Genomic DNA, 12749 nt, shown 5'->3' on the forward strand with positions numbered 1-12749 from the left:
AAAAAAGAGGGGCGGCGTCGCTCCTCTTCGTATCGCATCGCGTCGCCTAGCGCGCCTACTGCGCGCGCCGCCCCCTTCCGCGCTACATCCCCAGCATAAACTGCAGCGCCTTGTCCTCGAAGTCGGCCAGCCTTTCGTGCACGTAATCGTGATAAATCTCCATCCGCTTGCCCGCGACGATCTTGTTGTAGGCCGCGAACTGCGTGGACGGCGGACAGACGGTGTCCAGCAGCCCGACGCCCATCATCACCTCGCCCCGGATCCGGTCCGCCAGATGCTGCACGTCGATATAGCCCAGCCGCTCGAATAGCTCCTCCTCGCGCTTGTGCTGGGGATCGAAGAGGCGGAAATAGGTGCGCAGCTCCTCGTACGCGTCTCTCGCCAGATCCATCTCCCATACGCGCTTGTAGTCGCACAGGAACGGCACGCTCGGCGCCGTGCGCCGAATGCGCGGCTCCAGCGCCGCGCAGGCCAACGCGAGTCCGCCGCCCTGCGAGCCGCCGATCGTGCCCACCCGGCCGGCGTCCACCTCCGGCAGCGACATCGCGATGCCGGCGAGCTGCGCCGCATCCAGGAATATATCGCGGAACAGCAGCCGGTCCGGGTGGTCGTCGAGCCCGCGGACGATGTGCCCTTTGAACGTCGTTCCCCGGATGCCTCCCTTGTCCTCCGAACGCCCGCCCTGCCCGCGGCAGTCCATCGCCAGCACGGAGAAGCCCGCCGCCGCGTAGCCCAACTTGTCGATCCAATCGCCCGAATGATGGGCGTAGCCGTGGAATTGCAGCACCGCCGGATGCGGCTCCGGGACGTTTTTCGGCCGGACGTACTTGGCATGAATGCGCGCGCCGCCGACGCCGGTGAAGTATAGATGCAAGCAATCCGCGCCGGGAACCTGGAAGTCGCTCTCGACGATTTCCACCGCCGGATCGACATTCTTCATCTCCGCGAGCGCCCGCTCCCAATAGGCGTCGAAGTCGGCGGGCTTCGGGTTCCTCCCCGCGTACGCGCTTAGCTGCGCAAGCGGCATATCGATCGTAGGCATCTTCCATCGCACCTTCCTGCGTAGTACAATATTTGCAAATTTCGCGTTCCTATTTTCGAATGTAGGCCATATTCGTCCTTACTTCAATCGTAAATAATTGAGTTGGAGGTCGCATTATATTGCTCAGAACCAACTTTGGATTCAGGTATGCGGAGCCGACGGACGCCTTGATGGCGATCCGGACGATCGGCTGGGAGAGCGCCGTGAACGACAGCTACAGATGGAACGGGCGGGCGCGCGGGGACAGGTTCGTCGTGTTTCAGTACACGCTGTCCGGCGAAGGCAATCTGGTTAGCGGAGGCAAACATTATCGCATCCCGAAGCACCATGGTTTCTTCGTTACCGTGCCGGATAACCACGAGTACTACTACAGCCCGGATGCCGGCGGCGAGCCCTGGGAGTTTATTTTTTTGACGGCGGCGGGCCGGCATGTCGAAGGCTACTGGAACGATATCGTCGCGAAAACCGGGCCGGTCGTATCGTTCAAGCCGAACGCGCAGCCGATCGCCATGCTGTGGGAGATGATGGAGAACGCGCAGTCGAAGACGGGTCTCGACAAATACGAGCTGTCCGTCCGCCTGTACGAGTGGATCGTCGCCTGCCTGCGGGCGATCGACGGCAAGCCGGACGCGGGCCGTCCCGCTCCAGATGCAGTCGCCGCCGCTTTGAAGTTTATGGAATCGCAGTATCATCGCTTTCTGACGCTCGAGCAGATCGCCGCGGAGGCGGGCGCGTCCAAGTACCATTTTTGCAGGCTGTTCCTGAAGCATGTCGGCGTCACGCCGATCCACCATCTGACCAAGATCCGGATCGAACAGGCTTCCCGGCTCCTCCGGCAGACCGACCAGCCCGTAGCGGCCATCGCCGCCGCGACCGGCTTCGACAACAGCAGCTACTTCGGCAAAGTGTTCCGCAAGCTGATGGGCGTCTCGCCCCAGCAATTCCGCGACAGTACGGACGACATCCCCGAGCATCACATTTTTATCGACTGAGTACCGCGCAATATTTTATCAATCCGGTGAAAATATTATGCTATTTACGCCCCATGTATCAGGAATCTATGATATTACCCGAGAGGATGTAATGCGCAATTATTTCATACGGAGGTCATGATAAAATGCTGAAAATTGCAATGATCGGGGCGGGAAGCATCAACTTCACGCGCAGGCTCATCATGGACTTGATGGCGGTGCCCGAATTCCGCGATACCGAATTCCGGCTCATGGACATCGATCCGGAGACGCTCGAGATGGTGACCAAGCTGAGCGAGCGCATGCTCGAGACGAACGGTCTGACAGACGTGAAAATTGTGCCGACGACGAGCCAGCGGGAAGCGATCCGGGATGCCGACTACGTCATCTGTCTGGCTCGCGTCGGCGGACTCGAGGCGTACCGCCACGACATCGAGATTCCGCTCAAGTATGGCGTCGAGCAATGCGTCGGCGACACGCTCGGACCGGGCGGCGTGTTCTTCGCCCTCCGCACGATCCCGGTGCTGCTCGACATCGCCAAGGATATGCGTGAGCTCGCGCCGAACGCGCTGCTGCTCAACTATTCCAACCCGATGGCGATGAATACGTGGGCCGTGCGGCGCGCCGGGGGCGTTCGGGTCGTCGGCCTATGCCACGGGGTGCAGCACGGGCACGAGCAGATCGCCGAGGCGTTCGGCCTGCCGCAGGACGAGATCGACCAGATTTGCGCGGGCATCAACCACCAGACGTGGTTCATCAACATCTCTCATAAAGGCAAAGATCTGACACCGCATCTGCTCGAGGCGTTCGAGAACCATCCGACGCTGCCGCAAAGAGAGCCTTGCCGCATCGACGTGCTGCGCAGATTCGGCTACTATTCGACCGAGTCGAACGGCCACCTGAGCGAGTACCTGCCTTGGTACCGCAAGAAGTCCGCCGATATGTCCAAGTGGATCAACGACAAGGAATGGATCGGCGGAGTGACGGCGGGTTATCTCGAGCACTGCCTGACGCGCTTCGTCGACTACAAGGAGATGTACCCGAAGATGCTGAGCGGCGAGATTGCGTCCATCCCGCTCGGACAGCGTTCAGAGGAGCATGGCTCGTACATCATCGAAGCGCTGGAGACAGGCAAGACGTACCGCGGCAATTTCAATATCGAGAACCGCGGCATGATCACGAACCTGCCGGACGGCGCCACGATCGAGATCCCGTGCTACGTAGATCGCAACGGCATCGCGCCGACATACATCGGCGATCTCCCGATGGCCTGCGCCGCCACCTGCCGATCGAGCATCAGCGTGCAGGAGATGGCCGTCGAGGCCGCGCTGACCGGCAACCGCGAGCTCGTCAAGCTCGCCGTGCTGCACGATCCGCTCACGGCCGCCGTCTGCAGTACCGAGCAGGTGTGGAGCATGGTCGACGAGATGCTGGAGGCGCTCGCGCCCTGGCTGCCCCAGTTCAACGGCGAAGGCCGCACCTGGCCGGATCTTCCGCAGCCGGCGGGCAGCATGTACCACTTCATGCGCGCGAAATAAAAGAAGCGGCAGCCTTTGCGGGCTGCCGCTTCTTTTTCGCCTGGCGATGCGGCGCTGCTTCCGCTCGATGAACGTCCGGTCGCGCAACTCCGCGCGCGCTGCGCCTTGGTGTTCCTATCCAGGAACATTGGTGCCTTTCACGCGTTGCGCTGCGCCTTGGCGTTCCTATCCAGGAACACTGGAGCCTTTCACGCGGCGCGCTGCCCCTTGGTGTTCCTATCCAGGAACAATGGGGCCTTTCACGCGTTGCGCTACCCCATGGCGTTCCTATCCAGGAACACTGGGGCCTTTCACGCGTTGCGCTGCCCCTTGGTGTTCCTATCCAGGAACACTGGGGCCTTTCACACGTTGCGCTGCCCTTGCGTGACCCTGTTCAGGAACACCAGGACGGGCATGGCCGTAAGGGATCGCGCATTCGCTTGCCCTTACCTGCCTTGCAGCACCCTCGCCTTATTGGCCTTTGCTCTTCAAAAATTCATCCACCTGTCTTTGATATTCGGCCATGTAGCGATCGAGTCCGGCCTTTTTGCGCTTCTCCACGTACTGGGGCAAATAGCTGTCCGGGTCGACGGTACCGGTGTCCAGCACCTTTTTGAACTCGCTCTCCACCGCCTTCAGGTTGGCCTCTTCGGCCTTCACCGATTCTACGTTAAACTTGAAGCCGTACAGGACGTCTTTTTTGGCGCTGTCGTTGGCCTGCTTCGTTCTTTCCCAAGTATCGGCCGGCTGGCCTTCCGTCAGGTAGCCGATGGTGACATTCCCCATTACCCAGTTCATGCCCGGGTTGTAGCCCGCCGAGGGATTAACCTTGATCGTGTTGTCGCCGATCTTGGTATAATGCTTGTTCTCGATGCCGAAGGCGAGCAGGTTGTAGAGCGTCGGGTCGGTGTTGACCAGCTCGGCGAGCATGACGGCGCGCTCCGGATTTTTGGAGGTGCCGCTTACGGCAGTGATGCTGGCGGTCACGCCCGTGAACAGCGGTTCCACCAGCGGCACGAACACGACGTCGTTGCCGCCGTTGCCCGCTTTGGCCGCCGCCTCGCCGCCCGGCTTCTGGGTGTAGTCGAAAGTAGAGGCGTATACGCCTGTTTTTTCGACATCGGCTTTGTTCTTTAAGGTCGCCGCATCTTGATTGATATACTTTTTCTCGTACCATTCATGTGCCATGGCGACATGCTGTTTATATTCCGGCATGGTGAACTGGTCCAGGACGGTTACTTTGCCGTCGACCGTCTTATGCGGCATTTTGTTAAAGTAGTCCACGCCGTACGCCCGCGCTTCAAAGAAATCGGAGTTGATGCCGAACGGAATGATGCCCGGTTCGTTCTGCTTGATCTGCTCGAAGAAAGGCTCCATATCCCGATAGCTCTTGATCTTGCCCGGATCGAGATGATACTTGTCGGCAAAACGCTTTTGCACCACGAAGCCTGCGGACTTGGCCGCGATCTGGTAGTTCGGGATGCCGTAAATTTTGCCGTTCACCTTCATATCTTCCCATGCGGCGGCAGGCAGGCTCGCCTTCAGCTTCTGACCGTATTTGTCGAGCAGCTCATCCAGCTCCAGAAAAGCGCCTTTCTGCGTATTCGAGTTAAAGTCGAAGCGCCAATCGGACGTCCAGACCAGGTCGAACGGCTCGCCGGATGCGATGGACGTGTTCATCTTCTGCTCGTAGTCGGATCCGGCGATCGGCTTCAGCTTTACCGTGGCGTTCAGCTTCGGCTTAATGTACTTGTTGACCTCGGCTTCCACGGACTTCAAATCCGCCTGCTGCGTGCTCTCCAGGTAATACCAGGTCAGCTCCGCCGGCGGAAGATCGCTGGCAGTCGATGGTGCGCTCGCGGTCGATGATGCGCTCCCGGTCGATTGGGCGCTTGGCGAAGCGCTGCCTTCCGCGGAATTGCCGTTGTTCGAATTCCCGCACGCCGTTACGGCCACGGATGCCGCAAGCAGAACGGACACGCCCGTCCAGGACGCTTTTTTAACCAACTTCATTTGAACAACCTCCCCTATGGATGTAAGTCGATTTATATTGGATAAGGCGGGTCCCCGCTAACCTTTGAGAGACCCGACCGTCAACCCCTGCACAAAAAACCGTTGAAAAAACGGAAATACGATCAGCATCGGTCCGGCCGCCAGCACGACCATGGCCATCCGGGCGGACAGCGCGGGGAAGTTCGCCTGCACCGAGCCCATCTGCGAGAGCATCTGCTCGTTCTGACTTAGAAACTCAATGCTGTCCATGATGCGGACAAGCATGAGCTGGAGCGGCACCAGGTCGGGATTGTCGATATAGAGCATCGCCGGAAACCAGGCGTTCCAGTAATTAAAGGAGATGAACAGTCCAAGCGTGGCCAGCGCAGGCGTAGACAGCGGCAAAATAATCCGGAAGAAAATGGTCCATTCCCTCGCGCTGTCCACCTTGGCCGATTCGATGATCTCCCCCGGCACCTTCACCATAAAGCCCTTCATAATCATAATGTTGAATGGGGTCAGCAGCCCGGACAGAATGAGCGCCCATAGCGTATCCTTCAGATGAAGCACCTGGGTCATCAGAATGTAGGAAGGCACCAATCCGCCGCTGAACAGCATGGTAAAAAATATATAAAAGGTGCCGATCCGGCCGTAGCGGAAGTTGGTCCGCGAGATGGCGTACGCGGTCGTCGCCGTCAGGAAAAGGCCGGCAATCGTACCGGCGATCGTCACGAGAATCGTCACGCCATAGGCCTGCGCGATCACCTTGGGCGCCTTCAGCACGATGGCGTACGCATCCAGGCTGAATACCCGGGGCCAGAACGAATACCCGTTGCGCAGCAGGTCGCTTTCGCTGCTGAAGGATATGGAGACGATGAGCAGCAGCGGCCCGATCATCGCGATGGACACGAGGATGAACATCAGATGGACCAGCATTTTGGAGAAACGAGGCACGGATGCGCTTTTCATCTGGGGCAACCTTCTTTCTCTACCACAGGGAGTTTTCTTTGTTCAGCTTGCGGACGACGGCATTCGTCGCGATCACGAGCACCATGCCCACAAGGGACTGGTACAGTCCGACCGCGGAGGACATGCCGACATCGCCGACGTTGCGAAGCGCCCGGTATACGTACGTATCGATAATATCGGTCGTCGGGTAAGTCATCCCCTGGTTGTTCGGAATGAAGTAATGGAGACCAAAATCTCCGTGGAAAATGCCGCCTACCGACAAGATCAGCATAATCGTAATGAGCGGGGTCAGCATCGGAATCGTGATTTTCATGGCCATCTGGAACCGGGTCGCTCCGTCTATTTTCGCCGCTTCGTAATATTCCTGATTAATGCCCATGACGCCTGCGTAGTAGACCAGCGCGGAGAAGCCGACCTTCTTCCACAGACTGGCGACGTTCAATATAACAGGCCAAGGCTCCTTCTCCAAATACCACTTGTGCGGCTCCATGCCGAACCATTGCAGGATCGTGTTCAAATAACCGGTTTGCTGGTCCAGGAAGGCGTAGCTGATGTAGCTGACGACGACCCAGGACAGGAAGTACGGAACGAACAGCGCGGTTTGATAGATTTTAGAGGCGTTTCTCCCGATCTCGTTAAGCAGGATGGCGAACAAGAGGGCAAAGACCAGCGTCAGAACAATATAGCCCATCTCGTACAGCACCGTGTTGCGCGTTATTCTCCAGGCGTCCTCCGAGACGAAAAAGAACTTGAAGTTCTCGAAGCCGACCCACTCGCTGCCCAGAATCCCCTGGTCGTACCGGTACCGCTTGAAGGCCAGAATGATGCCGAACATGGGCAGATAAGCAAAGATCAGAATATAAATGAAGCCGGGGAAAAACAAGCCCAGTATTTCCCGGTTCTGCTTCAGATGCCTCCATTCCCGCACCGGCCAGAAGACGCGTTTCCTTTTTGTCCCGGACTTCGATTTTGAGATTGCCGTTTCCATGGCGTCCCTCCTTTCCAGTGATTGCCGCATCCCCATATTGGCACAGCATACAACGCGGCCGGAAGTCCGAATAATGAACGATTGTGCGCAAATCCGGCGTTTGGCGTGTATGCAAACGAAAGATTTGTATGGACGCCTCCGCATACGCCGCATACCGGGCACAGAATACGCAAAAAGACGCCGTCGCCGGCGTCCTGAAGCGTGCATTTTTTCCGCTAGTAAATCGTCTTTTTCAGCCGGTATTCGTTGGGCGTCACGCCGTACTTGTTTTTGAACAGCTTGTAGAAGTTGCTCCGGTTCACGAAGCCGACCTTCTCCATGACCTCACTTACGCTTCGGTCCGTGGACTCCAGCAGCAGCGCGGTATGAAAAAGGCGGATCTCGGTGATATACTCCGAGACCGACTGCCGCTCGCTCAGCTTGAAGAGCTTGCCCACATGCGCGGACGACATTTTCAGCATGGCCGCGATACCTTGCAGGGACAGGTTGGGGTCCTGATAATGGTCCTCGATGAACTCCTTGATCGTGTCCACCAGAATTTTGTTTTTGGCGTAATCGGCGTCCTCCCGCTCTCCCTCGATGCTTCGGAAAACCTCCAGCAGCTCGGCTGCCATCTCGTCCAGCGTTTCTTTCTCCAGCAGTTGCTTCTGGACGATGTTCCAATCGATGGAGATGGGGGACAGCTTGTTGGCGTTCAGCCCGTTCACCGCCTGCCTCATCGAGGTGAGGAGCAGGAGCAGCGAATGGTAGATCATATCGGGGTGCAGCCTGGAGATGTGCCGGAACAGCTTGTGCAGCGACTCCTCAAAAGCTTCCGCCTGGCCGGATCGCAGACTGTCCGCCAGCTTCTTCTCCAGCTCGGCAGGCAGCTGGAAGTCCCGGTTTTCGAGCCGTCCTTTGACCATATCGTGCGTGATGACGCTGCGATAGCCGAATACCATCCGGTAATGGAGAATCTGCTGGGCCAGTTCGTGGCTTCGGTGCAGCTCCTCGTACCGTTCGAACACGGGACTGACCGCCGCCGACAGGCTGAGCCGGTAGTAGGCTTCCACGATCTGCTGAATCTCCTTCAGCAAGCCTGCGACCTGCTCTTCCATGCCGGCGGCCGAAGCGGCGCCGCTTACGATCATCGCGAAATGGCCGCTTCGCATATCGACGCTCTCGCACAGATAGTCGCGGGACAGCACCTCTACCGCGATGTTCATGACGGCAAAGGCGTACATCCGTTTCTCCGCCTGCTGCGCCGCGCGATCCAGCTGCCAATGGCGGTCGATGGAGAGAATGCAGCACACCATCGGGGAATCGGGGTTCAGGCGCATCCCGCTGCGTTCGATCTGCTCGGCCAGCTCCCGGCCGGTGATGGCCGCGCTATCCGCCAGCAGGCGGCGCAAATTGTAGTTTTTGACCACGTTGGGATCGGCGCGGAACCGCGTACGTTCTACCTCGCTCTTGTCGACGATCCGCCGGTACGTCTCCGACAGGAAGGCCAATTCGTCTTTGGCGCCGACGATCTCCTCGCCCGCCTCCCAAGCGCCCGTCCGCCGGACCTGATTGATCAGATTCTCGATCGGACGGTACAGCCTGTGGGAGACGAGGACCGACAGCGCGATGGACACCAAGAAGAACACGCCAGACAACATTAGCGTAAACGACTTCCACCGGTCGATCTTGTGGAAGATGGCATCGTAAGGCTGCAGGCTGACGATCGTCCAGCCGAAGGCGTCCGAGGGCATATACGTGACCAGGTAGGGCTCTCCGCCGATCCGGGTCTTGAAAAAGTCCGGCGCGGAGCTTCCTGTCCCGCTCCGCTTCTTCAATTCCGCCTGAACGCCGGGGTCCAGGGAAGTCTCCTTCAGATCCGTGCCGAAGGAACGGTCGTCCCGGTCGAGGACGACGATCTGTCCGGGCACCTCCGTGCCCAGACCGTTTAATCTCCGGATGTTGTCGAACAGCCAGTCCGGCTTCACATTAACGAACATGACGCTGTCGCCGGACCGGTAGGCGCCGACTTTGTCGTAGAGAATGTAGGAGAATACGTCCGCAGGGTGCCCGGACAGGGGCAGTATCATCGGAACCAGGGAAGCCTTGACCCGGGGCGGGGTAAGGCGAAGGAAGCTTCGGTACTTTTCCTCCAGCGCCTTCTCGTATTGAATGTCGATATTGCCGCCGGCGAAGATCCGGTCCGCCCGGCCGTTGTACATGATGACCGAATGTACGTAGGAATTGCTGTTGACCCATTTGTCCAGCTTGCCGAGCTTGTTGACGAGATCGAAGGTATTGATGCCGTCCCCGTACAGAAGCGGAATAAAGTCGTTATCGACAAAAAGATTGTAGGCCAGGCCGTCGATCATCTTGCCCAGGAACCCGATATTGTAGTTGACCTGGGACAGCACCTTTTTGTTGGCATCGTACTGGATCTCCTGCACGATTTTCTCGGAATAGCGGTACAGGGTCAGAGCCGTCAGGGAGAGCGACAACGCGATGAGCAGCGAAATGGATATGGAGATTCTCTGCAGATATTTCCTGGACCGATAAGCGCTCACGAGCTTCATCGTTCTCTCTCCGATCTATGAACAGTGAAAAATTATTATAGCATAGGACCGCAGGTCAATTGAATGCTTCGGCCAGCGGCTCGATATGCAGCTCGACAGGCTTCAGCCCATGTTGGTATACGGCGATGAACAGACCGTCGACCTCCCTTGTCTCCAGCTGCCTGCCGTCCGCAACGACGCGCACCGGCCGGTCGAACGCGATCTCGCCCTCCGTACCGGGCGCGCCCGTCGCCTGCCAGCAATACCGGGCATCGTCCAGCGGGACGAGCTCGCTGGTGCAATATTTGAGCGTCCCGTAGGGCAGCTTCGCGTCCACCGGGAGCATAAGGGCGCCAAGCGACGCCACCTCGAGCGCGGACAACCGCGGGAATTCCAAGGCGCCGCCTTCCGTCTGCACGACGACGCGGTCGCCGCCCGCGCAGCCGGTCATGTTCACCACCGTGACCAGGCTCATCCGGCTGCCGGACCGGCACACGGCATGATAGCGGTCCTGCGCCGTATGACAGCGCCGGCTCCGCTTCAGCAGCGGCACCAGCGCAAGCTTCAGGGCGGTCACGTTGTCGAGTCCCGTGAACTGGGGGGCGAAGCCCATCACCAGCGCTTCTCCGTTGCGGAAGGGCGCCCGGTACGCGCTCGTCTCTCCTTCGAAGGAGACGATCTGCTCCGCGCCGGCCGGCAGCTCCATCGTCGTCAACCGGTCCGCAGGGATGCCGCCCAGCTCCTTCATGGACATAAACCGGCGGCCGATGTCGCCTGCGCGCATGCCGAAGCGCGGGATCTCGCGCCGCTTGCGATACTTCAGCGCTTCCGCCAGGCCGGGAACCGGATTCCCGTCCGTATCCATGCCGGGAACCTCCGGATACAAGACGACTCGTCCGCCCCGGTCGCCGTGCTCGTTCAGATAGCGGAAGGCCTCCGTCGAGAGCGAGCCGTCGTTGGGAACGATCAGGAGCTCGTCGAAGCCAGGCTTTCGGTTGGGGTAGTCCAGGTTCATGACGGCGAACTGGATATTGTTCATCGCGAGCAGCTTGGCCAGCTGTTCGACGCTGTCCACCGCGTTTTTGGCCTTGCCGGCGGACAAGCTCCCCGCTCCGGACATCTGATCCTCGAATACCGCCGTCTCCTCCACGGCGTATTGGCTCATCAGGTACAGATCCCCGGTCAGCCCGATCACGACGTCGTACTGCTTCCGCGTGTCCGCCAGCTCCTGCTCCCACTGGGCGACGAACCGGTTGAACGCGCCGGTCATCGCATACACCTCATGCTCCTTGCCGGCGGCGCTCACCGGATCGGCGAACAGATCGTATGCGTCAGTCACGTATGTGCGGCTAAAGCCCTTGTCGCCGGAGGCGAAAATAAAGTAATTGTAGCCGTCCATGCCGTGCCCCAACAGCACCCGCAAATGTACGGGGTAATTGGCGTAGTTGGCCACCGAATCGAGGGTCATCCAGCCGGCCCCCACCTCGATCGCGATCGTCGGATGGTCCGCCGCCTGCGACTTCAGGCATTCCAGGCGCAGCGCGGTTTTCGGTACGCCGTTGGCATCCATATGGTAAGCGTATCGCAAGTAGGAGTGGCAGGTGGTGATTACGTCCTGGCCCCTGTCCTTCATATATCGGACGAATTCCGCATGGTTGCCAGGTCCCCGGAAGAAGCCGTTGATCGGCTCGTTGTACGTATTGGGCACCTCGAGGCCGTACTGCCTTGTCCATTGCGCCAGCGTGAGAGCGTATCGGTATACGTACCGCATGCGAAAGCGCATCCAATCCAGATAAAGCCGTGCCTCCCCCTCAGGATGTCCGGCAGGCCGCTGCGGCAGGATCTGTTCAACGCCGGTAAAGCTTGTTCCGTACCGGCGGTTCAGCGCCTTCAGGGAACCGTATTGCTCCAGCAAATCCCGGTGGAACCGACCGGGGCGGCCTTCCTCTCCCAACACCTCAGGATCGAACAAGGAGCCGTTCGGGTCCAGACAGGTGAACAGCAGGTTCATCTCGTTGTCCGGCTGATGCAAAATAACCGGCCCGCCCCGGTCGATGCTGTATTCCGCCAGCAGCGGAATCGCCTGCGCATACCAGCGTTCCGCGAGCAGCAGGAACGTATCGTCAAGCTGGGCGGGGACGTGATTGCCCTGTCCGATCCAATAAGCCTGCTCGCCGCCGGGCCGCCTGCTGACCGTCTCCGGATAATGCTCGAACATCCAGCGGGGATGTCCGCCGTCGATATATTCCGCGTTGATAAACGGTCCCGGCTTGGCGATGAAGTACAGCCCCTCCTCCGCCAGCATGTTCAGAAATCCCTTCAGATCCCGCTCGGGTAGGGTACGTCCCTCAAAGTCGAATACCCCTTCCTCCGGCTCGTGGAAATCCCAAGGAATGTAGCTTGCGATCGCGTTCAGTCGATTGGCCTTCGCCTGCCGCAGCCGCTCCCGCCAATTGCGCTTGTAGATGCGGAAATAATGAATCTCGCCCGACCGGAGCATCGTCTCCCGGCCGTCGATCAGAATCGACCTTCCCTTAACTTGTATGCTGCCCATCCGGCCCACTTCCTTTATGTAAGGTGAAACGGAGCGCCGGCCTTCCTCCTCGCCGCTTATCGCCCTGCGTCCGTTTATTACGATTGTGTCAAACCAGCGGCGCCCAGGGCCAGTGCGCGTCTTCGGATATTGTCTTGTTCGGGTGTCCGTTTTTTGAGGAATTGTGCGAAATGCAGGCCGGCTCT

General features: G+C 59.1%; 8 protein-coding genes. 2 read left to right on the plus strand and 6 right to left on the minus strand.

Annotation, left to right across the window (positions count from 1 at the left end):
• Positions 1–82: 82 nt before the first annotated feature.
• Positions 83–1042 carry an alpha/beta fold hydrolase gene (locus KVT38_RS06460; protein ID WP_217592874.1) on the minus strand — a complete coding sequence of 320 codons (960 nt, stop codon included), beginning with the start codon at positions 1040–1042 and terminating at the stop codon, positions 83–85.
• Between the two features lie 119 nt (positions 1043–1161).
• On the opposite strand from KVT38_RS06460, the gene KVT38_RS06465 reads away from it, so the two are divergent.
• Both KVT38_RS06465 and melA read left to right on the plus strand, forming a co-directional pair.
• Positions 1162–2034 (plus strand): AraC family transcriptional regulator, encoded by an 873-nt coding sequence (locus tag KVT38_RS06465; RefSeq protein WP_217592875.1) that lies wholly within the window; start codon positions 1162–1164, stop codon positions 2032–2034.
• Positions 2035–2159: 125 nt separating this feature from the next.
• The gene (melA, locus tag KVT38_RS06470; RefSeq protein ID WP_217592876.1) at positions 2160–3551 is read left to right on the plus strand and encodes an alpha-glucosidase/alpha-galactosidase; all 1392 of its coding nucleotides are present in this window, start codon (positions 2160–2162) and stop codon (positions 3549–3551) included.
• A 450-nt stretch (positions 3552–4001) separates the two neighbouring features.
• Here melA and KVT38_RS06475 read toward each other — a convergent pair whose 3' ends face one another.
• From KVT38_RS06475 to KVT38_RS06495, 5 genes are all read right to left on the minus strand, one after another.
• Positions 4002–5543: an ABC transporter substrate-binding protein gene (locus KVT38_RS06475; RefSeq protein ID WP_217592877.1), complete on the minus strand. Its 1542-nt coding sequence runs from the start codon at positions 5541–5543 to the stop codon at positions 4002–4004.
• 57 nt (positions 5544–5600) lie between these two features.
• On the minus strand, positions 5601–6491 hold the full coding sequence (locus tag KVT38_RS06480; RefSeq protein WP_217592878.1) for a carbohydrate ABC transporter permease: 891 nt from the start codon (positions 6489–6491) through the stop codon (positions 5601–5603).
• A 19-nt stretch (positions 6492–6510) separates the two neighbouring features.
• Positions 6511–7479 (minus strand): ABC transporter permease, encoded by a 969-nt coding sequence (locus tag KVT38_RS06485; RefSeq protein WP_217592879.1) that lies wholly within the window; start codon positions 7477–7479, stop codon positions 6511–6513.
• A 215-nt stretch (positions 7480–7694) separates the two neighbouring features.
• Positions 7695–10031, minus strand: a complete 2337-nt coding sequence (locus KVT38_RS06490) for a helix-turn-helix domain-containing protein (RefSeq protein ID WP_217592880.1) — start codon at positions 10029–10031, stop codon at positions 7695–7697.
• A gap of 55 nt (positions 10032–10086) precedes the next feature.
• Positions 10087–12564, minus strand: a complete 2478-nt coding sequence (locus KVT38_RS06495) for a beta-galactosidase (protein WP_217592881.1) — start codon at positions 12562–12564, stop codon at positions 10087–10089.
• Between the last annotated feature and the right edge of the window lie 185 nt (positions 12565–12749).

The organism is Cohnella sp. GbtcB17, assembly GCF_019091135.1.
In the GTDB taxonomy this organism is placed as follows: Bacteria; Bacillota; Bacilli; order Paenibacillales; family Paenibacillaceae; genus Cohnella.

Bases quoted from the DNA above. Each gene is read 5' to 3' on its own strand.
- melA (WP_217592876.1), top strand. From the start codon at position 2,160: ATGCTGAAAATTGCAATGATCGGGGCGGGAAGCATCAACTTCACGCGC.
- KVT38_RS06475 (WP_217592877.1), bottom strand. From the start codon at position 5,543: ATGAAGTTGGTTAAAAAAGCGTCCTGGACGGGCGTGTCCGTTCTGCTT.
- KVT38_RS06495 (WP_217592881.1), bottom strand. From the start codon at position 12,564: ATGGGCAGCATACAAGTTAAGGGAAGGTCGATTCTGATCGACGGCCGG.
- KVT38_RS06460 (WP_217592874.1), bottom strand. From the start codon at position 1,042: ATGCCTACGATCGATATGCCGCTTGCGCAGCTAAGCGCGTACGCGGGG.
- KVT38_RS06485 (WP_217592879.1), bottom strand. From the start codon at position 7,479: ATGGAAACGGCAATCTCAAAATCGAAGTCCGGGACAAAAAGGAAACGC.
- KVT38_RS06480 (WP_217592878.1), bottom strand. From the start codon at position 6,491: ATGAAAAGCGCATCCGTGCCTCGTTTCTCCAAAATGCTGGTCCATCTG.
- KVT38_RS06490 (WP_217592880.1), bottom strand. From the start codon at position 10,031: ATGAAGCTCGTGAGCGCTTATCGGTCCAGGAAATATCTGCAGAGAATC.